General features: G+C 67.8%; 23 protein-coding genes and 1 pseudogene. 12 read left to right on the forward strand and 12 right to left on the reverse strand.

Translation table 11 applies throughout. From position 1 onward, the window contains the following. The first annotated feature begins 458 nt into the window (after positions 1 to 458). Positions 459 to 1,622, forward strand: a complete 1,164-nt coding sequence (locus FSV73_RS04020) for a type III PLP-dependent enzyme (protein WP_145004277.1) — start codon at positions 459 to 461, stop codon at positions 1,620 to 1,622. Between the two features lie 358 nt (positions 1,623 to 1,980). Continuing rightward, a complete protein-coding gene (locus FSV73_RS04025; RefSeq protein ID WP_260856037.1) occupies positions 1,981 to 4,470 on the forward strand; it encodes a sulfite reductase flavoprotein subunit alpha in 2,490 nt (829 codons plus the stop codon). Position 4,471: 1 nt separating this feature from the next. Here the strand turns inward: FSV73_RS04025 and FSV73_RS04030 are convergent, their stop codons facing one another. Next, on the reverse strand, positions 4,472 to 4,921 hold the full coding sequence (locus FSV73_RS04030; RefSeq protein ID WP_186309176.1) for a DMT family transporter: 450 nt from the start codon (positions 4,919 to 4,921) through the stop codon (positions 4,472 to 4,474). A gap of 108 nt (positions 4,922 to 5,029) precedes the next feature. Here FSV73_RS04030 and FSV73_RS04035 point away from each other — a divergent pair, with 108 nt between their 5' ends. Further along, the gene (locus FSV73_RS04035; protein ID WP_145004286.1) at positions 5,030 to 5,521 is read left to right on the forward strand and encodes a hypothetical protein; all 492 of its coding nucleotides are present in this window, start codon (positions 5,030 to 5,032) and stop codon (positions 5,519 to 5,521) included. Positions 5,522 to 5,530: 9 nt separating this feature from the next. Further along, a complete protein-coding gene (locus tag FSV73_RS04040) occupies positions 5,531 to 5,983 on the forward strand; it encodes a DUF421 domain-containing protein (RefSeq protein ID WP_145004288.1) in 453 nt (150 codons plus the stop codon). A gap of 68 nt (positions 5,984 to 6,051) precedes the next feature. Here the strand turns inward: FSV73_RS04040 and FSV73_RS25735 are convergent, their stop codons facing one another. From FSV73_RS25735 to FSV73_RS04055, 3 genes and pseudogenes are all read right to left on the reverse strand, one after another. Continuing rightward, positions 6,052 to 6,336: a general stress protein gene (locus tag FSV73_RS25735; protein ID WP_145004291.1), complete on the reverse strand. Its 285-nt coding sequence runs from the start codon at positions 6,334 to 6,336 to the stop codon at positions 6,052 to 6,054. Between the two features lie 75 nt (positions 6,337 to 6,411). Then, positions 6,412 to 6,543, reverse strand: a pseudogene (locus FSV73_RS25740) (general stress protein); the annotation flags it as partial. A 302-nt stretch (positions 6,544 to 6,845) separates the two neighbouring features. Next, positions 6,846 to 7,709: an MBL fold metallo-hydrolase gene (locus FSV73_RS04055; RefSeq protein ID WP_145004297.1), complete on the reverse strand. Its 864-nt coding sequence runs from the start codon at positions 7,707 to 7,709 to the stop codon at positions 6,846 to 6,848. 200 nt (positions 7,710 to 7,909) lie between these two features. Here FSV73_RS04055 and FSV73_RS04060 point away from each other — a divergent pair, with 200 nt between their 5' ends. After that, the gene (locus FSV73_RS04060) at positions 7,910 to 8,290 is read left to right on the forward strand and encodes a GtrA family protein (protein WP_186309155.1); all 381 of its coding nucleotides are present in this window, start codon (positions 7,910 to 7,912) and stop codon (positions 8,288 to 8,290) included. Positions 8,291 to 8,298: 8 nt separating this feature from the next. After that, positions 8,299 to 9,231 carry a glycosyltransferase family 2 protein gene (locus FSV73_RS04065; protein ID WP_145006165.1) on the forward strand — a complete coding sequence of 311 codons (933 nt, stop codon included), beginning with the start codon at positions 8,299 to 8,301 and terminating at the stop codon, positions 9,229 to 9,231. Here FSV73_RS04065 and zapE read toward each other — a convergent pair. Continuing rightward, on the reverse strand, positions 9,225 to 10,325 hold the full coding sequence (zapE, locus tag FSV73_RS04070) for a cell division protein ZapE (protein WP_145004303.1): 1,101 nt from the start codon (positions 10,323 to 10,325) through the stop codon (positions 9,225 to 9,227). The genes FSV73_RS04065 and zapE overlap by 7 nt on opposite strands. 169 nt (positions 10,326 to 10,494) lie before the next feature. Beyond that, positions 10,495 to 11,217 carry a GntR family transcriptional regulator gene (locus tag FSV73_RS04075; RefSeq protein ID WP_145004306.1) on the reverse strand — a complete coding sequence of 241 codons (723 nt, stop codon included), beginning with the start codon at positions 11,215 to 11,217 and terminating at the stop codon, positions 10,495 to 10,497. A 111-nt stretch (positions 11,218 to 11,328) separates the two neighbouring features. Between FSV73_RS04075 and pcaB the strand changes: the two genes are divergently transcribed. From pcaB to FSV73_RS04090, 3 genes are all read left to right on the forward strand, one after another. Then, a complete protein-coding gene (gene pcaB, locus FSV73_RS04080; protein ID WP_145004309.1) occupies positions 11,329 to 12,684 on the forward strand; it encodes a 3-carboxy-cis,cis-muconate cycloisomerase in 1,356 nt (451 codons plus the stop codon). A gap of 72 nt (positions 12,685 to 12,756) precedes the next feature. Continuing rightward, positions 12,757 to 14,082, forward strand: a complete 1,326-nt coding sequence (locus FSV73_RS04085) for a cation:dicarboxylate symporter family transporter (protein WP_145004312.1) — start codon at positions 12,757 to 12,759, stop codon at positions 14,080 to 14,082. Between the two features lie 139 nt (positions 14,083 to 14,221). Then, the gene (locus tag FSV73_RS04090; protein WP_145004315.1) at positions 14,222 to 15,442 is read left to right on the forward strand and encodes a pyridoxal phosphate-dependent aminotransferase; all 1,221 of its coding nucleotides are present in this window, start codon (positions 14,222 to 14,224) and stop codon (positions 15,440 to 15,442) included. On the opposite strand, the gene FSV73_RS04095 is transcribed toward FSV73_RS04090, so the two are convergent. The 6 genes from FSV73_RS04095 to FSV73_RS04120 form a co-directional block, all read right to left on the reverse strand. Next, the gene (locus tag FSV73_RS04095; protein WP_145004320.1) at positions 15,443 to 16,225 is read right to left on the reverse strand and encodes a hypothetical protein; all 783 of its coding nucleotides are present in this window, start codon (positions 16,223 to 16,225) and stop codon (positions 15,443 to 15,445) included. Between the two features lie 153 nt (positions 16,226 to 16,378). Continuing rightward, positions 16,379 to 17,716 carry a sigma-54-dependent transcriptional regulator gene (locus FSV73_RS04100; RefSeq protein ID WP_145004323.1) on the reverse strand — a complete coding sequence of 446 codons (1,338 nt, stop codon included), beginning with the start codon at positions 17,714 to 17,716 and terminating at the stop codon, positions 16,379 to 16,381. Beyond that, complete coding sequence (locus tag FSV73_RS04105; RefSeq protein WP_145004326.1) at positions 17,701 to 19,146, reverse strand: sensor histidine kinase; 1,446 nt, start codon at positions 19,144 to 19,146, stop codon at positions 17,701 to 17,703. Before FSV73_RS04105 ends, FSV73_RS04100 begins: the two co-directional genes overlap by 16 nt. A 73-nt stretch (positions 19,147 to 19,219) precedes the next feature. Then, positions 19,220 to 20,371, reverse strand: a complete 1,152-nt coding sequence (locus FSV73_RS04110; RefSeq protein WP_145004329.1) for an L-talarate/galactarate dehydratase — start codon at positions 20,369 to 20,371, stop codon at positions 19,220 to 19,222. Positions 20,372 to 20,394: 23 nt separating this feature from the next. Next, a complete protein-coding gene (locus FSV73_RS04115) occupies positions 20,395 to 21,753 on the reverse strand; it encodes an MFS transporter (protein ID WP_145004332.1) in 1,359 nt (452 codons plus the stop codon). An 87-nt stretch (positions 21,754 to 21,840) separates the two neighbouring features. Then, positions 21,841 to 22,875, reverse strand: a complete 1,035-nt coding sequence (locus FSV73_RS04120) for a LacI family DNA-binding transcriptional regulator (protein WP_145004335.1) — start codon at positions 22,873 to 22,875, stop codon at positions 21,841 to 21,843. A gap of 144 nt (positions 22,876 to 23,019) precedes the next feature. Between FSV73_RS04120 and FSV73_RS04125 the strand changes: the two genes are divergently transcribed. The 3 genes from FSV73_RS04125 to FSV73_RS04135 all read left to right on the forward strand — a co-directional run bounded on the left by FSV73_RS04125 (position 23,020) and on the right by FSV73_RS04135 (position 26,590). Beyond that, positions 23,020 to 23,622: a LysE family translocator gene (locus tag FSV73_RS04125; protein WP_145004338.1), complete on the forward strand. Its 603-nt coding sequence runs from the start codon at positions 23,020 to 23,022 to the stop codon at positions 23,620 to 23,622. Positions 23,623 to 23,639: 17 nt separating this feature from the next. Continuing rightward, positions 23,640 to 24,497: an AraC family transcriptional regulator gene (locus FSV73_RS04130; RefSeq protein WP_145004341.1), complete on the forward strand. Its 858-nt coding sequence runs from the start codon at positions 23,640 to 23,642 to the stop codon at positions 24,495 to 24,497. A gap of 119 nt (positions 24,498 to 24,616) precedes the next feature. Continuing rightward, positions 24,617 to 26,590 (forward strand): BCCT family transporter, encoded by a 1,974-nt coding sequence (locus tag FSV73_RS04135; protein WP_145004343.1) that lies wholly within the window; start codon positions 24,617 to 24,619, stop codon positions 26,588 to 26,590. Positions 26,591 to 26,602 lie beyond the last annotated feature (12 nt).

A 26,602-nucleotide genomic window follows, 5' to 3' on the forward strand; every position in this document is an offset into this window, starting at 1 on the left:
ATGCGGCCGCTCCTACGGTTGCTTCCGTGACTGTAGGAGCGGCCCATGGCAGCGATAACCCAGATCCAACGTCAGGGCCCTGCGATGGCGCTATCCGGCCTCCTGATTCCCCGCTCGGACACCTCCTGTCATCGCCCCTCCGGAACATCTCGTCGCTCGCTCCGGTCGGTTGCAGGAGAGGGGTGGGTCTGCGCGCGTCACCGTTCGGTAAAGATCACGGATTTAACATTGATCTCTGGGACGTCTGGCCCTAGAGTTCGCGCCCGAACGTCCATGCTGGAAACGATCCATCCGGCTCAAGTACCGACGACGAGACAGCGAGGTCAACGCCAGTACGCGTTGACCTTTTTGCTTTCGGCGATGTGCCTTGGGAAGTAGGCGAACCAAAGTGGGGAAACGGATTAGGCGTTCAGAACACCCCCTCCTTCAATTTGTTCTGCCCATCGGGAGTCCGACGCATGTCCATCAAGGTCGAAGATTACTATTCTCGCGAAACCTTCCAGAAGATGAAGGCCTTCGCCGACCAGCAGGAAACCCCCTTCGTCGTCATCGACACCGCCACCATCGCGCGGGCCTATGACGATCTCGTTGGCAACTTCCCCTTCGCCAAGATCTATTACGCGGTCAAGGCCAACCCGGCCATCGAGATCACCGAGTTGCTGCGCGACAAAGGCTCGAACTTCGACATCGCCTCGATCTACGAGCTGGACAAGGTGCTGTCCACCGGTGTCGAGCCGGAGCGCATCAGCTACGGCAACACCATCAAGAAGTCCAAGGACATCCGCTACTTCTACGAGAAGGGCGTGCGCATGTTCGCCACCGACTCCGAGGCCGACCTGCGCAACATCGCCAAGGCCGCCCCGGGCTCGCGCATCTATGTGCGGATCCTTACCGAAGGCTCCAACTCGGCCGACTGGCCGCTGTCGCGCAAGTTCGGCTGCCAGCCCGACATGGCCCTGGACCTGCTGATCCTGGCTCGCCAGCTGGGCCTGGAGCCCTATGGCATCTCCTTCCACGTCGGTAGCCAACAGCGCGACATCGACGTCTGGGACGCCGCCATCGCCAAGGTCAAGGTGATCTTCGAGCGCCTCAAGGAAGAAGACGGCATCACCCTGAAGATGATCAACATGGGCGGTGGCTTCCCGGCCAACTACATCCAGCGCACCAACAGCCTGGAGACCTACGCCGACGAGATCATCCGCTTCCTCAAGGAAGACTTCGGCGACGAGCTGCCGGAAATCATCCTGGAGCCGGGCCGCTCGCTGATTTCCAACGCCGGCATCCTGGTCAGCGAAGTGGTGCTGGTGGCGCGCAAGTCGCGTACCGCCGTGGAGCGCTGGGTCTACACCGACGTGGGCAAGTTCTCCGGCCTGATCGAAACCATGGACGAGTCCATCAAGTTCCCGATCTGGACCGAGAAGAAGGGCGAGATGGAAGAGGTGGTGATCGCCGGTCCGACCTGCGATAGCGCCGACATCATGTACGAGCACTACAAGTACGGCCTGCCGCTGAACCTGGCCAGCGGTGACCGGCTGTACTGGCTGTCCACCGGGGCCTACACCACCAGCTACAGCGCGGTGGAATTCAACGGCTTCCCGCCGTTGAAGGCTTTCTACGTCTAAGGCGCTCTCGCGCTGACCGAGCCCGCGTCCCGCAAGGGACGCGGGCTTTTTCTTGGCTGCGGGAAAAGGTCCGGCCAGCTTGGTTCGAGGTCATCACAAACAAGCCTTCCGTTGTATACTTGATAATCGTTTGCAAATGGCATCGGGCCCCATTTGGGTAGGGTGCCTGGCATCCCGCTCGAGAATCTGGAGAGGGCGGTGGCGAAGCCGGTGACAGTAGAGAGAGGATTTCGAAGATGATCAGCGCTCCGGACAGGCTCACTTACGGTCGCTGCCCATGGCAGCGAATCGCGGCCGAGCATGGCCTGCCACTGACCGCCGCCTGTCCCGGTGTACAGCTGCGGTGGACTCCGTCCTGATCCGCGCCAGCCTCTTCCAGCTGCACAGCCTGCTCGGGCTGGCAGCGGGCCTGGTGCTGGTGGTGCTGGGCGTGACGGGTGCGCTCTACAGCTTTCAGCTGGAAGTCATGCAGTGGCTCAATCCGCCGCCCGTCACCGCCACCGCGGGGCAACCGCTGCTCACTCCCGCGCAGGTGCGTGAGCGGCTGGTACCCGCGGACCGGGAGTTGAGCTTCGTCTCCAGCATGGCGGGGGAGGGCTACGGTCTGCTCGGCCTGGCACCGGCGCATGGCCAGGGCCGTGGCGAGGTGAAGCTGTTCGATCGCTACACGGGGGAGGTGCTGACTTCGCCTCGTGGCCAGGCGTTCTTCCGCCTGGTCCTGGATCTGCACCGCGCCCTGGCCCTGGGGCCGGTAGGCAAGGCCCTGACTGGGGCGGCCACCCTGATCCTGCTGGTGCTCTGCCTGTCCGGCCTCTACCTGCGCTGGCCGCGCCAGGCAAGACGCTGGCGCGCCTGGCTGACCCTCGATTGGGCGCGTCGGGGACGCAGTTTCCACTGGGACCTGCACGCCGTGGCTGGCACCTGGTGCCTGCTGCTCTATCTGCTGGCGGCCCTGACCGGCCTGTACTGGTCCTATGACTGGTATCGCCAGGCCAGCGAACGGCTGCTGGGCGCGGCTCCGGAGCCGCGGACTGCGGGCGTGGTGGCGCGCCAGGACGTGGACCTGGACGCGCTCTGGCGGAGTTTTCGGCAGGAGACGGGTGGACGCGTCGAGGGGTATGGCCTGCTGCTGCCCAATCCGGCGCGCAAGGTCAGCCATCCGACCCTCTGGTACCTGCCCGACGACGCCGCGCATATCCGTGCCCTCAATCGCATCGTCTTCGACGCCCAGGGACGGGTGCTCGATCATCGCCGCTATCGCGAGCAGCCGCTGGGTGCGCGCTTGCTGCTCAGCGTCTACGCCCTGCACTCGGGCGAATACTTCGGCCTGGCAGGACGGTTGCTCATGCTGCTCGCCAGCCTCGCCATGCTGCTGTTCATGGTGACCGGGCTGTGGCTCTACCTGGATCGCCGCCGCAAACGCCGGCAGGCACGCCAGGCCCGCGCTGGCCTGGCGTCCCCTGCCGCTGGCGCTGCCGACTGGCTGATCGGCTACGCCAGCCAGAGCGGCCAGGGCGAGGCGCTGGCCTGGCAGGCGGCCGGCCAGTTGCAGGCCGCGGGGCTGGCCGCCGAGGTCGTCCCGCTCGGCCGCCTCGACGTCGAGCGACTGCAGCGGGCGGCGCGGGCGCTGTTCGTCGTCGCCACGCATGGCGATGGCGAGGCACCGGACGCCGCCCGCGGTTTCGAGCGGCGGATGCAGGCGCAGGGCCAAGCCCTGCCCGCCCTGAGCTACGCCGTACTGGCGCTGGGCGACCGGCGCTATCAGGGCTACTGCGCCTTCGCCCGCCGACTCGACACCTGGCTCGCTGCCCAGGGCGCACGGCCGCTGTTCACCACGGTGGAGGTGGACAATGGCGACCCGGGTGCCCTGACGCTCTGGCAACGCCAGCTGCAGACCCTGGGCGCCGGGCGCGCGGAGGTGCCGGTGGAGCGTCCGCTGCAGCCCTGGCGACTGGCGTCGAGGCACCTGCTCAATGCCGGCAGTCCCGGCTCGCCGGCCTGGGAGTTACGCCTGGAAGCGCCCCTGGGGAGTGACTGGGCTCCGGGCGACATCCTGGAAATCGCGCCGCGCCAGCGCGCCGAGACCGTCAGCGCCTGGCTGCAGCCCCTGGGATTGGCCGCGGCCAGCCAGGTTCAGGACGACGGCCGGCCGCAGCAGCTGGCCGATGCCCTGCAAGGCCGGTTGCTGCCGGACGATCGCGCTGCCCTGTGCGGGCTGACCGCCCAGGCGCTGCTCGATGCCCTGCCGCCCCTCGCCGTGCGCCAGTACTCCATCGCCTCGCTGCCTGGCGAGGGGCCGTTGCGGCTCCTGGTGCGCCAGGAGCGCAAGCGCGATGGGCGCCTGGGTATCGCCTCCGGCTGGCTGACCACGGCGCTGGCCCCGGGCGCTCTGCTGCAGGCGCGGCTGCGGGTCCACCCGGGCTTTCGTCCGCCGCTGGACCCGCGCCCGCTGATCCTGATCGCCGCCGGTACCGGCCTGGCCGGGGTGCGCCCGCTGCTGGCCGCCCGCATCGCTGGAGGGTACCGGCGCAACTGGCTGCTGTTCGGCGAACGCACCGCCGCGCACGACAGCTTCTACGGCGCGGAGCTGGACGACTGGCTGACGAAGGGCGAGCTGGCGCGGCTGGACCGGGTGTTCTCGCGGGACGGTGACGGCTATGTGCAGGAGCGGCTGCAGGCGCAGCGCGAGCAGCTGCACGACTGGCTGGCGGCGGACGCCGTCATCATGGTCTGCGGCAGTCTGCAAGGGCTGGGGCGCGGCGTGCACGCCACCCTGCAGGGGCTGCTCGGTGAAGCAGAAGTCCAGCGGCTGCTGGAGACCGGCCGTTATCGCCGCGACCTGTACTGACTCAGGCCCGGGCGATACACCAGACGCCGGCGCCGATCAGCACCACGCCGGCCAGCTTGCCGAGGGTCACCGGGTCCTGGCGAAAGCCGGCCCAGCCGAAGTGATCCAGGCTCAGCGACATGGCCAGCTGACCGGCGATGACCAGAGCCATGAACAGGGTGGCGCCGATGCGCGGTCCGGCGAAGGCGGCCATGGCGATGAAGAACATGCCGAGCAGACCGCCGCACCAGTGCCACCAGTGCAGTTCGCGCAGGGCGCCCAAGGTGGGGACGCCACGCTGCCAGAGCGTCAGCCCGAGCAGGGCGATCAGGCCGACCAGGAAGGAGATCGACGCCGCGGCGAAGACGCTGGACAGCTGGCGGGCGAGCTGCCCATTGATGCCGGCCTGCAACGGCAGGCAGGCCCCGGCGATGAAGGGCAGGACGAGTAGCCACCAGGCGGGCATTGGCAGGACTCCAGAGCGACAAGGGGGGCGCAGTATGCCCCAGGGTGGGGCGAAGCGGTCGAACCGGCGACTCCCGGTCAGGCTCCAAGCCCTATTGTCCTTGGAGCTATGGCGATGGCGACCCCCGTGGAAAAGCCCCGTCCGTTTCGTGAGGACCTGGGGTTGCAACGCTGGATCTGGCGCTGTGAACGCCTGGGCTGGGTGCTGCTGGGGCTGTTCGTGGCGCTGGCGCTGGCTGGGCTCTTCGCCAGTGGCGGTCCCTGGGTCATGGCGAGCCGCGTCAGCGACGACGGGCAGCTCAGGGTGGAGTACGAGCGCTTCCAGCGGCGCGGTGCGCCCGCGACCCTGACCCTGGAACTGGCGCCTGGCCTGTCGACGGTCGGGCTGGACGAACGCCTGGTGGCCGACTGGACGGTGGAGGCCCTCTATCCGCAACCGCTGCGCATGACCAGTGCCAACGGAGTGCTCTGGCTCGAACTGGCCACCGGCAGCGGCCCCAGCCGACTGCACCTGGCGCTGCGTCCGGATGCCCTAGGCAAGATCGACTGGCGCATCCTGCGACCCGGCCAGCCAGCGCTGGCCCTCTCCGCCTTCATCTATCCCTGAGGACCCGCCATGGAATCCGTGCTCCGCGCCGCGGCCATCTACGCCTTCCTGCTGGTGCTGTTCCGCCTGACCGGGCGCCGGGCGTTGTCGGAGATCACCACCTTCGATTTCGTCCTGCTGCTGGTGATCGGCGAGGCGACCCAGCAGGCCCTGCTGGGCGATGACTTCTCGGTGATCAACGCCTTCGTGGTGATCGCGACCCTGGTGCTGATCGACATCCTGCTGTCGCTGTTCAAGCAGCGCTCGCCGCAGGTGGGCCGCTTTCTCGATGGCGTGCCGCTGATCGTGGTGGAGTACGGCAAGCCCTTGACGCAGCGGCTGCGCAAGGCGCGGCTCACCGAGGAGGACATCCTCGAGGCGGCGCGGCAGAGCCAGGGGCTGGAGCGGATGGAGCAGATCCGTTTCGCGGTGCTGGAGAAGAATGGGCAGATCTCGGTGATTCCCGAGTCGGGGGATCGATAAGCGGGACGGGAAACGCAAGAAGGGCAGGATGATCCTGCCCTTCGGGTTACGCGGGGATAGCCTGATGGCTAGTGGCTGCCGCCCTTGCGGCCGGCCTCGGAGGCCTTCTCGCGATCATTGGCGAAGTTGCCGCCGCTGTTCTGGCCACCCTTGCGGCCGGCCTCGGCGGCGCGTTCGGGATCGTTGGCGAAGTTGCCACCGCTGTTCTCGCCGCCCTTGCGCCCGGCCTCGGCGGCGCGTTCGGGATCGTTGGCGAAATTGCCCCCGCTGTTCTCGCCGCCCTTGCGGCCAGCCTCGGAAGCCTTCTCACGGTCGTTGGCGAAGTTGCCGGGATTCGAATTGTCGGTACTCATGGTGATTTCCTCTTGCTCGTGGACTCGAGGAGCCAGGTCCACCCGGACGTGACTCCGCTACCAGGGGGGAAGCGTCTAGCGGCTACCGCCCTTGCGCCCGGCCTCGGAAGCCTTCTCGCGATCGTTGGCAAAATTGCCACCACTGTTCTGGCCGCCCTTGCGCCCGGCCTCGGCAGCCTTTTCGCGGTCGTTGGCGAAGTTGCCGGGATTGGAATTCGATTGCTTGGTGGTCATGGTCGCTCTACCTCTTGTGGGAATGTAGTGCAGAACTCATTGCCTGCCCTGGTATTGAGGGGCTGCCGCGGCAAGGTTTCCCGATGACGGGATGGGTGGTTGCTGGCCAGCGGCCACTAGCAGAGCTGTATCTAGGTTTGTCCGAAACGCTGTCCAACCTGGCCGCTGGGTTGGCCGGGGCGGGGCGCCTGGCCGCCGTGGAAAAGCCTGGACGCAGCGGCGCCGCTGCGTCCAATGGCTGTGGCCTTTGCCTTGTACGACGGGTGGCGGTGCCGCTAGAAGCCGTCGATGGGAATCTTCAGGTAGCGCCGGCCATTGGCCTCGGCCGGCGGCAGGGTGCCGGCGCGGATGTTCACCTGGATCGCCGGCAGGATCAGCGTGGGCATGGCCAGGGTGGCGTCACGGCGGGTGCGCAGGGCGACGAAGGCGTCCTCGTCCACGCCGTCGCGGACGTGGACGTTGAGGGCGCGCTCTTCGCCGACGGTGGTCTGGTGACGTGCCTCGCGGCCCGCGGGGGGATAGTCATGGCACAGGTAGAGTCGCGTCGCCTCCGGCAGCGCCAGCAGCCGGCGGATCGAGCGATAGAGGTCGCGGGCGCTGCCGCCGGGGAAATCGCAGCGGGCCGAGCCGACATCGGGCATGAACAGGGTGTCGCCGACGAAGACCTGCGCCTCTTCCACCTGGTAGGCCATGTCGGCCGGGGTATGGCCAGGCACGTGCAAAGCGCGGGCGGCGAGGTTGCCGATGTGGAAGACCTCGTCGGGCTGGAACAGATGATCGAACTGGGAGCCGTCGAGGCGGAATTCCGGCTCCAGGTTGAAGACGTCCTTGAAGGCACCCTGGACGCGGCGGATACCTTCGCCGATGGCGATGCGCCCGCCCAGTTGCCGACGCAGGTAGGGCGCGGCCGAGAGATGGTCGGCATGGGCATGGGTCTCCAGCAGCCACTCCACGCTCAGGCCCTGGTCGCGCACGAAGCGGGCGACGCGATCCGCCGAGAGGGTGGCGGTCCTGCCCGAGTGCGGGTCGTAGTCCAGCACCGAGTCGACGATGGCGCAGGGGCTGCCGGGCGCCTCGTAGATCACGTAGGTGAAGGTGGACGTGGTGGCGTCGAAGAAGGGTTCGATGCGCGGAGTCATGACCGGGCCTCGTGGACAGAAATGAGCGTTCACCTTACCACGGGGGCCGAATACCCACGGCGTAGCCGGTCGCCGCACCTGGCGCCAGGCGCTCCAGACCGTTCGTCGCCGAATGCCGGAATTGCAACGGATGCGACAGGATGTTTCGACACCTCCGAGGTAACGTGCGGCGGTCAATTGCCGCTGCGCCGAGGTCGAACGTGTCTGCATCCGGATCCCTGGCCAAGTCCGCCGCCAGGCCCCTGAGGTTCGCCCTGGTCGGGGTGGTCGCCACCTTGGTGCACATGGCGGTCGCCGCGCTGCTGCTCCAGCGCTGGGGCTGGCCGGCCCATGGCGCCAACCTGGGCGCCTTCCTGGTCGCCTTCGTGGTCTCCTACCTGGGGCATAGACACATCACCTTCGCCCGCGCCGGCTCGCCCTGGCGCTTCCTGCTGGTGGCGCTGGCCGGCTTCGGCCTCAACAACCTGCTGTTGACCGGTCTGCTCGCCTGCGGCGTGCCGGCCCTCTATGCGCTGCTCGTCGCCACTGCCCTGGTGCCGGTGTTCAGCTATCTGTTGTCGTCCGGATGGGTGTTCCGATGAGCGAGGCGGTGAAGCTGTCCCTGGTGGTGCCGGTATTCAACGAAGAACTGGCCATCGCGCTGTTCTACCAGGCGGTTTGCGCCCACCCGGAGCTGGCCATCCACGATCTGGAGCTGCTGTTCGTCGACGATGGCAGCCGGGACGGCAGCGCACGGGTGCTGGAGCGCCTGCGCCGGGAGGATCCGCGGGTGGCGGTCCTGCAGCTGTCGCGCAACTTCGGCAAGGAGGCGGCGCTGTTCGCCGGCATCGAGCACGCCAGTGGCGAGGTGGTGGTGCCGCTGGACGTCGACCTGCAGGACCCGCTGGACGTCATCCCGCGGCTGCTCGAACAGTGGCGGCAGGGCGCCGACGTGGTGCTGGCCAAGCGCGTCAATCGCAGCAGCGACAGTCCGCTCAAGCGGCTGACCGCCGAGGGCTTCTATCGCCTGCACAATCGCATCGCCCAGACGCCCATCGAGGAGAACGTCGGCGACTTCCGGCTGATGAGTCGCGAGGTGGTGGACGCCATCCGCGAGCTGCCGGAACGCAACCTGTTCATGAAGGGCATCCTCTCCTGGGTCGGCTTCGATACCCGGGTAGTGGAGTACGAGCGCGCTCCGCGCAGCGCCGGCAGCAGCAAGTTCAACGGCTGGAAGCTGTGGAACCTGGCGTTGGAAGGCTTCACCTCCTTCAGCACCGTGCCGCTGCGGCTCTGGACCTACCTGGGCGGCTTCGTCGCCCTGGTGTCCCTGGCCTATGCCGGCTACCTGATCTTCGAGAAGCTGGCCTTTGGCAACCGGGTACCGGGTTATCCCTCGCTGATGACCGCCATCCTGTTCTTCGGCGGGGTGCAACTGATAGGCATCGGGGTGCTGGGTGAGTACATCGGGCGCATCTACATCGAGACCAAGCGCCGGCCGCGCTATGTGCTCAAGCGCTCCGGGAAGCGTGACGCTCAGTAGCGCGCCTGTTGCATCTCCTGCAACCGACTCAGGGTGCGGCGGAAGGGGAATTCCAGAAAGCCAGAGGTGTACAGCCGCTCCAGCGGCACGGCGGCGTTCAGGTAGAGCGGGCGGCGGCGGTCGTAGGCCTCGTCGACCAGGGCAATGAAGCGGCGCACGGCGTCGTCCTGGGGCGCCAGGCGCGGCAATTCGCGGTCACCGGCGACCACGCGTTCGACGCCGTCTTCGGTGCCCCGGGCGATGCGACCGTCGCGCGGGTCGCCGGACAGGCAGGGCACGCCACCCAGCAGCAGGGCGGGGAAAGCGGTGCAGAGATCGATGTAGTCCGAGGTCGCCCAGGCGCCCTGGCAGAGGGTGGCGAAATCGAGCCAGATCGCACCGGGTGCCCGCCTGAGTACCGGCAAACGGCGACCGCCGAGCAGCAGCGGCGCTTCCGTCACGGCCTGCCCAGCGGTCAGGTGGGCGAAGGCCGCGGCGAGGGCGGCGGGGTCGTCCACCCAGTAGCGCGTCGTGGCTTCGCGGGCGTGCAGCCGATGATCCTGGCCACCATCCACCTCATAGACGTCCAGCCGCTCTTGCAGCGCGGCGATGGCCGGCAGCAGGCGCTCGCGGTTGAAGCCGCCGGCATAGAGCTGCTCCGGTGGCTGGTTGGAGGTGACCACCAGCACCAGGCCCTGGTCGAGCAGGGCGCGCAGCAGGCCGCCGACCAGGATGGCGTCACCGATGTCGCTGACGAAGAGTTCGTCGAAGCAGAGTACCCGCACCTCGGCCGCCAACTCGCGGGCCAGCACCTGCAGGGGATCGCGGGTGCCGCTGAGCTGGAACTGCCGCTGGTGCACCCAGCGCATGAAGTGATGGAAATGCTGTCGGCGCGCGGGCACCGGCAGGCTGGCGTGGAACAGGTCCAGCAACCAGGTCTTGCCGCGCCCGACCGGACCCCAGAGGTAGAGGCCACGGGCCGGGCGGCCGGCCAGGAGGTCGGCGTGGCAGGCTTCCAGCTGACGGACAGCGGCTTCCTGGGCGGCATCGGGTAGCCGCGTGCCCAGGGCCAGGGCCTGGCGATAGGCGGCGAGGGGAGCGTGGGCGTTCGGCATGGTCGCCGTTCCAGTATGGTGATCGAAGCTTAAAGGCACAGCGCGACGGCGCTTTGTCGACCGCGGCGGTAGACCATCCGAGCGGCGTCACGCTGCGCCTTGGTCCCGCTCTGACAGGTCCGGTCGAGGCGCCTAACCGTCCTCAGGCCGCGCGAACTGCGGAAGCATCCTAGGTTCGGCGTACCTTGAGGGTAAGGGTGAATCTATCGTCTGGATGCGTAGTCACCGAGGTCACCAGCAGCTCGCTACGGTGCCCCCGGTAGTGACGAAGGATGCGCAATGCCGGGCTACCAGTAGGCGCTTCCAGGCGCTCTCCCAGTTCAGGCGTCAATAGTACGGCCCGTACCTCCTGGTCCACTTCCTCTACCCGCTGGCCATAGTGGCGCTCTATAAGGGTGGCGATCAGCTGGCCCGGATTGGCCTCGGCCAAGGCGTGGATCCGGTCATAGCGCTCGTCGCAGTAGACATCGGTCCAGCAGAGCGGGGCGCCGCGCTGCTGGTTGTCGATGCGCACGCTGGAAATCCGCCAGTAGCGTCCTCCGGGCTCTAGCCCCAGGCGCCTGGCCAGGTCGCGATCAGCCACCAGCTGCTCGGTCTCCCGTATTTCCCGGATTTGGGTTTCCGCCAGATGGGCCAGGTCTTCCATGGACTGCAAGGCGTGGGTGTAGCCGCTGGCGGGAGGAGCCTCGACGCGAGTGCCGACCCTTTTGCGCCGTGAAACCAGACCCTGATGCTGCAGCTGGGTGATGGCGGCCCGCACCGTATGGCGGCTAACCGCGAACTGTTCGCACAGCTCCAATTCGGTTGGCAGCAGACTGCCCACGGGATAGCGCCCGGAGGCGATGCCCTCCAGCAGGTCGTTGGCAACAATGGTGTACAGCGCCTGGTTCATCGCGGCACATCTCAAAAACGGACGGGTTGACAGTCTAGCACTGTGCGTGTTTTAAATATGTACGTACATATTGAAATGTACGCCATATAAGACAATAACGAGGCTCGTAGCATGTCCACCACCGTTTTTGATTCCGTGCTCTTCCGCGACATGTTCGGCACTGCCGAGATGCGTAACGTTTTCTCCGATCAGGCGCTGATCGAGCGCTATATCGAGGTCGAGGTCGCTCTGGCTCGAGCCCAGGCTCGCTGCGGGGTCATTCCCGCTGCTGCTGCTGAAGAGATCGCTGCCAGGTCACGCTTCGAAGCGCTGGATCTGGCGCTCATGCAGCACGAAACGGAAATCGTCGGCTATCCGATTCTGCCGCTGGTGGAGCAGCTTTCGAAGATCTGCGGTGAAGCGGGGCGCTACGTACATTGGGGGGCCACCACTCAGGACATCATGGATACCGCTGTCGTACTCCAGGTCCGGGCGGCGTTGGCCTTGGTGGAGCGTGATGTTCAGGCTGTCCGGGGTCTGCTGGCCGGACTCGCCGAGCGCTACCGCGACACCCCCATGGCCGGTCGTACCCACCTGCAACACGCGCTGCCCATCACCTTTGGCTACAAGTGCGCGGTCTGGTTGAGCATGTTCGATCGCCACGCAGAGCGGCTCGTGGAAATGCGTAAGCGAGTTCTCGTAGGACAGTTCGCTGGTGCCGCCGGGACCCTGGCATCGCTGGGCGACAAGGGCCTGGAGGTCCAGGAAGCGCTGATGGAAGAACTGGACCTGCACGTGCCTCAGGCTACCTGGCACGTGGCTCGTGACGGTCTAGCCGAGGCGCTCAACGTGCTGGCACTGATCACTGGCTCGCTAGGCAAGGTTGCCTTGGACGTGATGATGATGATGACCAGCGAGCTGGGCGAAGCCTATGAGCCCTTCGTCAAGGGCCGTGGTGCCAGCAGCACCATGCCGCAGAAACGTAACCCCATCTCCTGCGAGCTGATGTATGCCGCTGCGAAGGGCGTGCGTCAGCAGGCTGGCCTGATGCTCGACGCCATGATCCAGGACTTCGAGCGTTCTACCGGCCCCTGGCAGGCAGAGTGGGTGGCCATTCCCGAAGCCTTTGCGCTTACCGGAGCCTCTCTGTACCAGGCCAAGTTCATGCTGGGCGGGTTGGATGTTCGTACTGAACGCATGCGCCAGAACCTGGACATGACCAGAGGCCTGATCGTCGCTGAAGCAGTGATGATGGGGCTGGCGCCCGAACTGGGTCGTCAGGTTGCCCATGATGTGGTTTACGAGGCCTGTCGAGTGGCGAACGACGAGAACGTCAGCCTCCTCGACGCGCTGCTGCGGCGCAGCGACGTCAGCGATCGCCTTGGTCGTGCCGAGCTGGAGCGCCTGACAGATCCCGCTAATTACCTGGGCCTGGCGCCCGAGATGGTTGACCGCGCTCTGGCTCGACCGGGTTCGGTACGGCGCTAAATCCCGCTCGCGCCGGAATAGCGCCGGCGCGTCTCGCTTCGATTCGATAATGACAACAACGAGATCGATACCATGTCAGCAGCTACCGACACGGCTCCTGCCGTTAGCAAAAAGCCCTTATACAAGGACCTGACCTTCCAGGTCGTCGCCGCGATGATGCTGGGCATCGTCTGCGGGCTGGTGTTCCCTGACTTCGCCGCTTCCCTGAAGATTCTGGGCGACATCTTCCTGAAATTGATCAAGACCGCCGTGGCGCCCTTGGTGTTCTTCACCGTGGTGCACGGTATTGCGTCCGCAGGAGACATCAAGCGCGTGGGCAAGGTGGGTTGGCGCGCACTGGTCTACTTCGAGGTGGTGTCTACCGTAGCGCTGGCGCTGGGCCTGATATGGGGAAATCTGCTCAGCATTGGCTCCAATATGTACGGCAGCCACCCCAGCAGCAGTACCGCTGCTGCTGCGAGTGCCGCCATCGCCAAGGGTGCCCAGGGACCCATGTCCACCAAGGACTTCATCTACGGCATCTTTCCCGACAACTTCGTCGGTGCCTTCGCCGGTGGCCAGCTGCTACAGGTGCTGGTCATAGCCGTGCTGTTTGGCTTCGCCCTGCTGGCGCTCAAGCAGGAGCGCCGCGAAGTAGTAGAAGACGGCCTGAACCGGGTGTCGGAGTGTTTCTTCGAGTTCATCAACCTGATCATGAAGTTCGCTCCCATCGGCGCCTTCGGGTCGGTGGCCTATGCCGTTGGCAGCAACGGCACCGCAGTGCTGTTGTCGCTGGCTAATCTGGTGCTGATGTTCTACGCGGCAGTGGCCTTGTTCATCTTCGTCATCCTGGGCGCCGTGTGTCGGCTGGCCGGCTTCAGCCTCTGGCGCTTCCTCAAGTACATCAAGGACGAGGTCTTCATCGTCATAGGGACAGCGTCCTCGGAAAGCGCCTTGCCGCGACTGCTGCAAAAGCTGGAGAAGTTCGGCTGCTCAAAGCAGAGCGTCGGCTTGGTACTTCCCACCGGTTACGCCTTCAACCTCGACGGCACCTCCATCTACATGTCCCTGGGTGTGCTGTTTATCGCCAACGCCTATGGCGTCCCGCTGACCTGGGAGCAGCAGCTGGGCATCGTCGCCCTGATGCTGGTGACGTCGAAGGGTGCAGCGGCGGTGTCGGGTGGCAGTTTCGTGGTGTTCGCCGCCACGGTGACGGCGATTGGTGTGCTACCGGTAGAGGGCCTGGCGCTACTGTTTGGCGTCTACCGCTTCATGTCCATGGCCATCGCGACCTGTAACACCATTGGCAATAGCGTCGCTACCGTAGTCGTGGCCAAGTGGTCCGGCGAATTCGTCGAAACTCAGGCGCGCCAGGAATACGTGCGAGTCTTAGGCCGCCAGCCGAGCCAGGCCCTGTGAGGCGAAGGCCTCACATGCCCCGGCGGAATGATGTGAGTCCTTTATAGCGTTTGAAGGCCAGCCGCCGGGGTTCGATAGTGCAGGACGACCCTGCCGGACGCCTCCGGCACCTTCCTTCGCTATCGCCTGGAGCCTTGTCATGGCCGCCGCTTCCACCCTGCATACCGCCCACTGCCTCGCCTCCGTGGGCGTCTCCGAGATCCTCAAGATCACCGAGCGCGCCAATGCGCTGCGCCGCGAGGGGGCCGATCTGCTGGTGCTGGGCGCGGGCGAGCCGGACTTCGATACGCCGGAGCCCATCAAGGAGGCGGCGATCCAGGCCATCCGTGACGGCCAGACCAAGTACACGGCGCTCGACGGCAGCCCGGCGCTCAAGGACGCCATTCGCCGCAAGTTCGCCCGGGAGAACCAGTTGGTCTTCGCCCAGGACGAGGTGACGGCCTCGGCCGGCGCCAAGCAGGTGATCTTCAACGCCATGATGGCGACCCTCGATCCGGGCGACGAGGTGATCATTCCCGCGCCCTTCTGGGTGACCTATGCCGACATCGTCGCCATCCTCGGCGGCACGCCGGTGGTGCTGCCGTGCCGTGAGGCAGACGGTTTTCGCCTCACCGCGCCAGCCCTCGAGGCGGCGATCACGCCGCGTACGCGGTGGGTGATGCTCAACTCGCCGTCCAATCCCTCGGGGGCGGCCTATGGCGAAGAACATTATCGACCGCTGCTGGAGGTGCTGCTGCGCCATCCGCAGGTGTGGCTGATGGTGGACGACATGTACGAGCACATCCTCTACGACGGCTTCCGCTTCGTCACCCCGGCGGCGCTGGAGCCGCGCCTGCGCGAGCGGACCCTGACCATCAACGGGGTTTCCAAGGCCTATGCCATGACCGGTTGGCGACTGGGCTATGCCGGTGGCCCGCGGGCGCTGATCCAGGCCATGGCCAGCGTGCAGAGCCAGGTGACCTCCTGCCCGTGCTCGGTGAGCCAGGCCGCGGCCATCGCGGCGCTGGACGGCCCGCAGGACATCGTGCGCGAGCGCTGCGAGCAATTTCGCGAGCGGCGGGATCTGGTGGTGGAGGCGCTGAATGCGGTTCCGGGCTTATCGGCGCGACGGCCCGAGGGGGCCTTCTATGTCTACGCCAACTGTGCGGGGGTGCTGGGCCGGCGAACGCCGGGCGGGGAATTGATCGACAGCGATACCGCCTTCGCCCGTTACCTGATGGACGAAGGCGGGGTGGCGGTGGTGCCAGGCTCGGCGTTCGGCCTGGCGCCGTATTTCCGGGTGTCCTACGCCACCTCCCGCGCGGTGCTGGAGGAAGCCTGCCACCGGATCGCCCAGGCGACCCGGCGGTTGCTGGCCTGATCAGCCGGCCGGCGGGGCGGGCGGGGCCGGCGGCTGCACGCCCGGAGCGACCGGCTGGACGCCGGGGGGCGGGGGCGGCGGCAGGCGACCGGGGCCGGGCGGGGGCGGCGGAACATCCAGGGTCTGCAGCGAATTGGCATCGGCGCCCAGGGCGCTGACCCGGAAGGCCCGACCCTGGGCATTGGCGATCAGCTCGCCGCGGGCGGCCACGCTGGCGCCGGGCTTGAGCAGGGCGTCCAGGCGCAGCGCCTCATGGGGCGGCAGGCGCAGGGCGGTACCGTCCTGCAGCAGGGCGCCGTTCACGTCGCCGCGCGGACCGTGCAGCAACTGGACGATCTGGCCTTGCAGGCTGTCGCCATTGCGTTCCGCGCCAGGGGGCGGCGGAGCCGGCGGACGCGGGCCGCCGACCCGGTCGGGGCCCTGGTCGACGACGGTCTTGCCGCTCTGGACGTTGGTCAGGGACACGGCCTGGACCAGCGGCAGGCTGGCGGCGCGCAGGCCGGCGACGTTGATGGTATCGCCCGGCTTGAAGGTGGCGGCCAGTTGCTCGGACAGGTGCGGCGGGGTGTTGACCTCGGTACCGTCGGCCAGGATCAGGCCGTCGATGTCGCCCCGGGGATTGATCAGGAACTGCTTGAGTTGGCCCTGCTGGGTGGGAATCTGGGCACTGGCGGCGGTGGTGGTAGCGGTGCTGCCGGCGGGTGCGGTTTGTGCCAGGACGAGGCCGCTGACGGACAGCAGGGCGAAGGTCCCGATCACGAGGGTTTGGGTCTTGGTAGGCATGGATGACTCCTGCGGTGGTTGACGATGAGGATATTGCAGGGGCTGTGCCAACTTTTTATTTACTTATAGATCAATGACTTAAACTAATTTTGGGCGATCGGCGCGGGCGACTGCGTCCGACTTGCGGACACCCCTGTCGGCAAAGCGGACAGCCTAGGCAGAGGTGTCGTCTTCGCCGACACCCAGCCCCAGCTTGCTCAACTTGGTGTAGAGCAGCTGGCGATGAATCCCCAGGCGACGTGCCGCCTCGGCGCGGTTGCCGCCGCTGCGTTGCAGGGCACGTTCGATCAGCAGGCGTTCCAGGCGCGCGGTGGCCTCGGCCAGGGTCTCCTCCGGCCAACTGGCATCGATGACCAGGGCTTCCGGGGCGTCGGCCTGCAGGAAGGCCAGGTCGGCGGCGACGATGCGTTCGCCCTGGGCCAGGGTAGCGGCGCGCTGCATGGCGTTGCGCAGCTCGCGCACGTTGCCCGGCCAGGCATGGCGTAGCAGTAGGGCGGCGGCGTCGTCGGCCAGCACCCGGCCGCTGGGGGCGAGGAAGTGCTCGGCCAGGGGCAGGATGTCGGCGCGTCTTTCGCGCAGGGCCGGCAGGTGGATGGGCACCACGTGCAGGCGATAGAAGAGGTCCTCGCGGAAGTCGCCACTGGCGACGCGCTGCGCCAGGTCGCGGTGGGTGGCGGCGACCAGGCGCACGTCCAGCCGCACCGGGGCGCCGCCCACCGGGGTCACCTCGCGCTCCTGCAGGGCGCGCAGGATCTTGGCCTGCATGGGCAGCGGCATGTCGCCGATCTCGTCGAGGAAGAGGGTGCCGCCCTGGGCCTCGCGGAAGGCGCCCAGGCGATTGGCGGTCGCCCCGCTGAAGGCGCCGCGCACGTGCCCGAAGAGTTCGCTTTCCAGCAGATCCGGCGGGATGGCCGCGCAGTTGACCGCGACGAAGGGCGCCCCGCGTCGCTTGCCGTGTTCGTGGATGGCGCGGGCCACCAGTTCCTTGCCGGTGCCGGTCTCGCCGGTGACCAGTACCGTGGCCTCGCTATCCACCAGCCGGCCGATGGTCTTCTGCACCTGGCGCAGGGCATCGCTGCCACCCACCAGGGTATGGCCCTCCGCTGTGGCCGGCGGTGCCATGGCGGGGCCGCGCTGGGCGGTCATGCCGGCCAGTACGCGGATCAGTTCCTCGCGGCCGATGGGTTTGGTGAGGTGGTCGAAGGCGCCCAGGCGCATGGCCTCGATGGTGTTGCCGGCGCTGGCGAAGGCGGTGAGCACGGTGACCGCCGGCGGCGCGGGGCGGGCACGGATACGCGCCAGTACCTCCAGCCCGTCGAGCCCCGGCATGCGCAGGTCGAGCAGCACGGCGTCCACCGCCTGTCGTTGCAGCAGCGCCAGCCCGGCCTCGCCCTGGTCGGCCTGGAGCACCTGATAGCCCTGGTCCGCCGCGGTTTCCGCCAGGGCGTCGCGCAGGCCGGCGTCGTCGTCGATGATCAGCAGGGTTGGCATGGCAGCAGGATCTCGAAGCGGGTAGGGGCGGGTTGTTCGGCCAGGCGCGCCTCGCCGCCGTGGGCGCGGGCGGTCTCGCGGACCAGGGCCAGGCCGAGGCCGGTGCCCTCGGGGCGGCCGGTGACGAAGGGTTCGAAGAGCTGACTGCGCAGGTCTGCCGGTGGACCCTGGCCCTCGTCTTCCACGGCGAGCACCAGCCAGTCGCCACGGCGCCTGGCCTCGAGGCGGATCTCGCTGTCGGCCGGCGCCGCCTGCAGGGCGTTGAGCAGCAGGTTGTCCAGGGCCCGGGCCAGGGCGTCACGGTCGAACAGGCCCTGGTCGACGGCGACCCGAGCGCTCAGGCGGATGCCGCGCTGCCCGGCCTGGTCTTCGTGGGCGGCCAATACCTCCTGGCAGAAGGCAGGGAGGGCGACGCGGGTCGGCTGCAGCTGGGGTGGCTGGGTGAGGTCGAGCAGGCGGCGCAGCAGGCTGTCCAGGCGGGTGATCTGCAGGAGGATGGCGTCCAGCGCCCGTTGCTGGCGCCCGGCATCGCCGGCCAGGGCGTTCTCCGCCTTGAGGCGCATGGCGGCGAGGGGATTGCGGATCTCGTGGGCGACCCCGGCGGCGACCCGGCCGAGCGCGGCCAGGCGTTCGCTGGCATGCACCTGGGTGGCCAGGCGCTGGGCTTCGCCGCGGGCCTGGGCCAGGCGCTGGCCGGCCTGGTTGAGCGCGGCCAGCACCCGGTCCAACTCCCGCTCGCCGGTGAGGGCGAGGGTCGGCAGGTCGTGACTGGCGGTCGCCCCGAGGTCGCGCTCGACCCGGGCGACATGGCGCGACCACTGCCAGGTGAGGCGGCCGAGCAACAGGGTGGTGGCGAGCATGGCCAGCAACAGCAGGCCCAGCCCCAGCTTGAGCTGGCGCTGGCCACTGCCGTCGGCGAAGGTGAGACGGGTCAGGGTCCAGGCGGCGAGATTGGTGATGGGGCCGGACAGCGGGCAGGCGGCGACCAGCACGGTGGTGCCGTCGACACTGAAGGATTCGCTCAGGCCACGCACCTCGGCCAGGCTGGCGGCGGCGAGCTGCGCCAGGTGCTGGCGCTCGGCGTCGGCGAGGGTGAAGGGGCTGGCGTCGGCCAGCAACCCGGCCTGTTCCTGCCACAACCCTCCGGCCATGCCGCGATAGCGCAGCAGGGCGACGCTGGCCACGCCGGTCAGGCCCTGGCGCAACGCCGGATCGGCCAGGCCGGCGCTGGGCCCGGACCAGCCGTTGCTGTAGAAGCGGTAGCTGCTGGCGATGGTCTGGCAGGCCTGCTCGGCTTCGACCCTGGCCTGGCCGAGCTGGGCGTTCTCCGATTGGCGCAGGAGCAGGATCATCAGCCAGCCGACCCCGATGGCCATGCCGCCGAGCAACAGCAACACGGCCAGCAGACGACTGCGCAGCGATCCGAACATGGGGCTCTCTCTTCCAGGCCTTGGCCTGGATAGAGTGCCACACCCCGGCGGAGTTCGCGGTCTGGAGCGGCGGTCAGCCGCGTTGGCCGAATTCCACCTCCTGCGCCGTCCAGCCGGCGACCCGCTCGCTCAGCGACAGCCCCAGCCCCGGACGGGTCGGCACCTGCATGCGGCCGTCACGGGTTTCCAGGCGTTCGTTGAACAGCGGCTCCAGCCATTCGAAATGTTCCACCCAGGGTTCGGTGGGGTAGGTGGCAGCCAGGTGCACGTGCAGTTCCATGGCGAAGTGCGGCGCCAGCATCACGCCGGCCTGCTCGGCCAGGGCGGCTACCTTGAGGAAGGGGGTGATGCCGCCGACCCGTGGCGCGTCGGGCATCAGGAAGTCGGCGCCGCGCAGGCGGATGAATTCCTGGTGCTCGGCGAGGCTGGTGAGCATCTCGCCGGTGGCGATGGGGGTGTCGAAGGCGGCGGCCAGGGCGGCGTGGCCCTCGGCGTCGTAGCAGTCCAGGGGCTCCTCGATCCAGATCAGGTTGAATTCCTCGAAGCGCCGGCACATGCGCTGGGCGGTGGGTCGGTCCCATTGCTGGTTGGCGTCGACCATCAGCGGGAAGCTGTCGCCCAGGTGCTGGCGCACGCGGGCGACGCGCGCAAGGTCAAGGGCGCAATCGGGCTGGCCGACCTTGAGCTTGATGCCGCCGATACCCTTCTCGCGGGAAAGATCGGTGTTCACCAGCAACTGCTCCAGCGGCGTGTGCAGGAAGCCGCCGGAAGTGTTGTAGCAGCGCACCGAGTCGCGCTGGGCGCCGAGCAGGCGGGCCAGGGAGAGGTTGGCACGGCGGGCCTTGAGGTCCCAGAGGGCCACGTCGAAGGCGCCGATGGCCTGGGTGGCCAGGCCGCTGCGCCCCACCGAGGCACCGGCCCAGCAGAGCTTGGTCCAGAGTTTCTGGATGTCGCTGGGGTTCTCGTCGAGCAGCGCCGGGGCGATTTCCCGGGCGTGGGCGAACTGGCCCGGGCCACCGGCGCGTTTGGAATAGCTGAAGCCCAGGCCGCGCTGGCCGTCGCGGGTCTCGATCTCGACGAAGAGGATGGCGATCTCGGTCATCGGCTTCTGCCGGCCAGTCAGTACCTTGGCGTCGCTGATGGGGGTGGCCAGCGGCAGGAACACGGAGGCCAGGCGGACCCAGGTGATGCGGTCCTGGTCGGCGCTGTAGGAGGTATCGGTCATGGCTAAGTCTCCAGGGTGAGGGATCAGGGACGGGTGGCGGTCAGGACGGCGTCGGCGGGGGCAGGGGGCTCGTCGTTGAGTTCGCCGAGGTCCAGGCGCTTGAGCGGGCCGACGATGACCAGGTAGGAGAAGGCGCCGAGCAGGCCCATGGCGGCGACGTAGGTGAGGGCCACGTCGAAGGAGCCGAGCTGGTTGATCATCAGGCCGATGGCCAGTGGGGTGACGATGCTGGCGATGTTGCCGCAGAAGTTGAAGATCGCCCCACTCACGCCCATGGCGCGCTTGGGCGAGACGTCGCCGACGATGCACCAGCCGAGGTTGCCCACGCCCTTGGCGAAGAAGGCGATGGACATCACCAGGGTCACCAGGGCGATGGACTGGGTGTAGTTGGCCACCACGATGCTGCTGGAGAGCAGCAGGCCGACGATGATCGGCGTCTTGCGCGCGGCGGTGAGGCTGTAGCCGCGGCGCAGCATGCCGTCGGACCAGAGTCCGCCGAGGACGCCGCCGAGGCAGCCGGCCACCGGCGGGATGGCGGCGATCAGGCCGACCTTGAGCATCGTCAGGCCCTTGGCCTCGACCAGGTAGGTGGGAAACCAGGTGAGGAAGAACCAGGTGATGGTGGTCAGGCAGAACTGCCCCAGGTAGATGCCGAGCATCATGCGATTGCCGCTGATGGCCTTGAGGGTACGCCAGCTGAAGGGCGCCCGGGTGTCGCCCAGGTCGGGCAGGCCGCCGCCGGCCTCGATATGGTCCAGTTCGCTCTGGCTGACCCTTTTGTCGTGCCGCGGCTCCTGCACGGTGGCGAACCACAGCAGGCCGATGAGGATGCCAGCGCCGCCGGTCCAGAAGAACACGTGCTCCCAGCCGAACTGGTTGAGCAGGATCACCATCAGCGGGGTGAACACCGCCAGGGCGAAGTACTGCGCCGACTGGAAGATGGCGGTGGCCAGGCCGCGCTCCTGGCGCGGGAACCACATCACGGTGAGGCGGTTATTGGCGGGAAAGGCCGGGGATTCGGCCACGCCCATCAGGAAACGCAATACGAACAGCGCCAGCAGGGCCGAGGAGAAGAGGCCGACGTAGCCTTGCAGGAAGGTCAGCGCCGACCAGAGGATGAGGCTGGCGCCCAGCACCAGCCGCGAGCCGAAGCGGTCGAGCACGATGCCGCCGGGAATCTGCATGGCGGTGTAGGCCCAGCCGAAGGCGGAGAAGGCCAGGCCCATGGCCACGGCGTCGAAGCCGAGGTCGTGGCGCATGGCCGGTGCGGCGATGGAGAGGGTGGCGCGGTCGACGTAGTTGAACACCGTGACCAGGAAGATCATCGCCAGGACCAGATAGCGGACGTGGGTACGCCGCGACGGAGCGGTGGGGGTGCGCATTGTTATTGTCCTTTTCAGCGGGCAAGACCGGCGGCGAGGCCGGCACCTGCTGAGGGACGCTAGGCTGATTACGCAATCATTCAAGCGTCAGCGCGTGCTCTCGCGCATGACCAGTTCGAAGCCGGTATCCCGTTGCCGTGGCGCCTCAGCGCCAGCCAGACGAGCGAGCAGCGCCGCGGCGGCATGGGTGCCCATCTCGGCACCCCGTACATCGACGGTGCTCAGCGCCGGGATCAGATGGGCGGCGCTGGCCAGGTTGCCGAAGCCCATCACCGCCAGCTCCTGCGGTACCCGCAGGCCGCGCGCATGGGCTTCGGCCAGCACGCCGTGGGCGAGGGTGTCGGAGCTGCAGACCACCACCTCGGGCCGGGCGCCGGCCTCGAGCAGCCGGGTCAGGCCCTGGCGACCCAGTGCCGGGGTGGCCGGTGGCGGCAGGCTGACATCGGCGGGTGCGGCCAGTCCGTGGGTGGCCAGTTCGCCACGCCAGGCATCGCGGCGCAGCCGGCCGCGGGGATCGTCCAGGGTCAGGCTGGCGAACTGGCGATAGCCGCGCGCCAGCAGCTCCCGGGCGACAGCCTGGCCTACCGCGACATGGGAAAAGCCCACCAGCATGTCCAGCGGGCGCTCGCCCTGGTCCCAGCACTCCACCAGCGGAATGCCGGCCTGGGACAGGCGCAGCCGGCTGGCGGCCGTGTGCAGGGTACCGGTCAGCACCATGGCGTCGGGGCGGCGGCGCAGCAGGGCTTCCAGCAGGCGTTCCTCGCGCTCGGCCGAATAGTCGGTCAGGCCCAGCAGGGTCTGGTGGCCGGCCTCGGTCAGGGTCTGCATGAGCGCCTGCACGGTATCGGCGAAGATGGAATTGACGATGGTGGGCACCAGGATGGCGATCAGCCGACTCTCCTGGGGCGCGCTGCCAGTGGTGAGCATGGCCGGCTGGTAGCCGCTCTCGCGTACCGCGCGAAAGACCCTTTCACGCAAGGCCGGGCGGACGATCTCCGGCTGGTTGAGGGTGCGCGAGACGGTGATCGGCGAGACCCCGGCCAGGCGCGCCACATCCTTCAGCGTCGGCGGCTTGCCATCGGGACGGCCACGCCAGGGCGGGGTGTTGCGATCACTGGACAAGCGCGACTCCGCGACAGGCGAGGGAATCCTTGATTCTGCCGAGTCATACGATGACTCTCAAGGCTGACGAGCCACAGACGTACAAGCCGGGACGCGAGGGGACTGGCTAGCCTGGGCTCCTTCTCGAAGCCTGACAGGTGCCCCTTGGAAATCGTTCTCTATGCTTTCAGCGTCATGTACAGCCCCGGTCCGGTCAACGCCCTGGGTCTCGACGCCGGCCTGCGTGGCCAGGCCCGCCGGGCGCTGGGGTTCTATGCCGGGGTGGGTTGCGCCATGCTGGTGCTGTTCCTGGCGCTGGGCTATGCCGGGGCGGTCCTGGTCTCGGGGGCGCTGCTGCCGTGGCTGGCGCTGCTGGGCGGTGGCTATTGCCTGTACCTCGGCTATCGCATCGCCTGGGCCGCACCACCGGCGGCGGCCGGCGAGGAGGAGCCGCAGGCACGGCTGACCTTCTCCCAGGGCCTGCTGATCCAGGGCCTCAATCCCAAGGGCTGGCTGGCAGTGCTGCCCATCGCCACGGTGATGTTCCCGGCGGCCCAGGTGACGGGAGGCAAGATCGTCCTCTGGTCGCTGCCCCTGGCGCTGTCGGCGTGCGGCGCCCCGGCGAGCTACGCCTTGCTCGGGGCACTGCTCGGGCGCTACCTGGTGCGGGGACGTGGCTTGCGCTGGGTGAATCGGCTGCTGGGGCTGAGTCTGGTCGGTTGCGCCCTGCTGTTGTTCCACGACGCCTGGCGCGGTCTGCTAGGCTGAGCGCCGGAGGAGTCGCCATGAGCACCCAGATCGAATTGCCCGGCGCCACGGATTGGGTAAGGCACGCCCCGGCCCATGTCGAGCTGGAGTCCATCGAAGCCTTCTTCGGTGGTCATGCCTTCGACCCCCATCGCCACGCCACCTATGCCATCGGCCGTACGCTGGCCGGGGTGCAGAGCTTTTCCTATCGCGGCGCCAAGACCCACAGCCTGCCCGGCGAGACCATGATCCTGCATCCGGACGAGGTCCATGACGGCCGCGCCGGGGCCGCCTGCGGCTTTCGCTATCGCATGCTCTATCTGCCGCCCACGCTGGTGCAGGACATCCTGGGTGGACGGCCCTTGCCCTTCCATCGCGACAGCGTTTCCCAGGATCCGCGCCTGGCGCGCGCCACCGACGGGGTGTTCGCCGCCCTCGACGAACGCCCCGATGCCCTGGGGCGCGACGATGCCCTCTATGGCCTGGTCGCCACCCTAGCCGAGGTCTGCCAGGCCTGGCCCAGTCGCGGTCGGGTGGACTTCGCCGCCGCCCTGCGTGCGCGGGAATACCTGGAAGATCGGCTCGACCAGGCCGTGACCCTCGACGACCTGGCGCGCTGTGCCGGCCGCGACCGCTGGAGTCTGAGCCGCGACTTCCGCGCCTACTTCGGCACCAGTCCCCATCGCTACCTGACCCTGCGGCGGCTGGATCGGGTACGGCTGCAGGTGCGCCTGGGGATGGGCCTGGCCCAGGCGGCGGTGGAGGCGGGCTTCTTCGACCAGAGTCATATGTCCCGGCATTTTCGCCAGGCCTTCGGCATAGCGCCGGCGCGCTGGTTCCGCGGACTGGCCGGAGCCCCTGGGGTCGCTGGGCAGGACGCGGCGCCCCGGGGCTAGCCCGGCGGCGCTCCACGGGCGCGCCGGGCCGCAGAGGCCCCGGCAGCCGCGTCACCAGCGAAACGATCAGGGGCGAGGGCAGTCAACCTGTGCGCACTTCATACACAGGAGCCCTCTTCATGACCGGCCAGGGAGAATCCGCCGCTCGTCCCACCTTCAGTCCACCGGTCTTCTGGACCTCGACCCTGCTGCTGCTGGCGCTGGTGCTCTACGCCAGCCTGTTTCAGGCCAATGCCCAATGGCTGTTCGCCGCCATCCAGGGCTGGATCATCACCAACCTCAGCTGGTTCTACATTCTCGCCGTGGCGATCATCCTCGGCACCGTGGTGTTTCTCGGCATGAGTCGCTATGGCGACATCAAGCTCGGCCCGGACCACAGCGAGCCGGACTACGCCAACACCACCTGGTTCGCCATGCTGTTCTCTGCCGGCATGGGCATCGGCTTGATGTTCTTCGGCGTCGCCGAACCAGTGATGCACTTCCTCAATCCGCCCTATGCCGATGGCCAGACGGTGGACGCCGCGCGCCAGGCCATGCGCATCACCTTCTTCCACTGGGGCCTGCACGCCTGGTCGATCTATGCCATCGTCGCCCTGATCCTGGCCTACTTCAGCTATCGCCACGGGCTGCCGCTGACCCTGAGATCGGCGCTCTATCCACTGATCGGCGAGCGCATTTATGGCCCCATCGGCCATGCCGTGGACATCTTCGCCATCATCGGCACGGTGCTGGGCGTCGCCACCTCCCTGGGCTTCGGCGTGTCGCAGATCAACACCGGGCTCAACGTGCTATTCGGCGTGCCGGTGTCCACCCCGGTGCAGATTGGCCTGATCGTCATCACCACGGCGCTGGCCACCCTCTCGGTGGTCTCGGGACTGGACAGGGGCGTGCGGCGGCTGTCGGAGCTCAACCTGGGCCTGGCGGTGCTGCTGATGCTCACCGTGGTCATCCTCGGCCCGACGGTACTGATCCTGCAGACCTTCGTCGAAAACACCGGCGGCTACCTCAGCGAGATCGTCAGCCGTACCCTCAACCTCAACGCCTACCGACCCACCGACTGGATCGGCGGCTGGACGCTGTTCTACTGGGGCTGGTGGCTGGCCTGGTCGCCCTTCGTCGGACTGTTCATCGCGCGGATTTCCCGCGGCCGCACCATCCGCGAATTCGTCTCCGGGGTGCTGCTGGTGCCGGCCGGCTTCACCCTGCTGTGGATGACGGTGTTCGGCAACACGGCCATCCACATGATCCTCACCAAGGGCCTCACCGACCTGGCCGACGCCGTGTCCCAGGACAGCTCCCTGGCGCTGTTCGCGTTTCTCGAACACTTCCCCTTCGCCAGCGTGATCTCGCTGGTGGCCATCGTCATGGTGGTGGTGTTCTTCGTCACCTCGGCCGACTCTGGCGCCATGGTGGTGGACATGCTGGCCTCCGGCGGCCAGGACCAGACGCCGGTCTGGCAGCGGGTGTTCTGGGGCGCCAGCATGGGGCTGGTGGCCATCGCCCTGCTCCTGGCCGATGGTCTCAAGGCCTTGCAGACCGCCACCATCGCCAGTGCCTTGCCCTTCACCCTGGCGCTGCTCTTGAGCATGCGCGGCCTGCTCAAGGCGCTGAAGCTGGACGCCACCAAGCGCGGTCTGCGCCATCAGGCGCTGAGCCTGACGCCGCCGACTACCCGCACGCCGGGCGGCTGGCAGCGCCGGCTGCGCGGCCTGGCGATGTTTCCGCGGCGGGCGCACGTGGTGCGTTTTATCGGCGAGGTGGCCAAGCCGGCCTGCCTGGCGGTGGCCGAGGAATGGCGCAAGCAGGGTTATGTCTGCGGCGTGGAAGACCGTGACGATGGCGGGGTGCGGCTGTATGTCGGTCCGGCCGAGCAGCCGGAGTTCGTTTACCAGGTCAGACCCCATGCCTACGCCATGCCCAGTTTCGTCATGGGCAGCGAGCCCGGCGAGGAGCGCAAGTACTTCCGCGCCCAGGTCTACCTACGCGAAGGCGGCCAGGACCATGACGTCATGGGCTGGTCGCGCGAAGATGTCATCGGCGACATCCTCGACCAGTACGAAAGGCACATGCATTTCCTGCACCTGGTCGGTTGAGCCACCTTGGCC

The sequence above is a fragment of the Pseudomonas oryzihabitans genome (assembly GCF_007665395.1).
GTDB lineage: Bacteria > Pseudomonadota > Gammaproteobacteria > Pseudomonadales > Pseudomonadaceae > Chryseomonas > Chryseomonas psychrotolerans_C.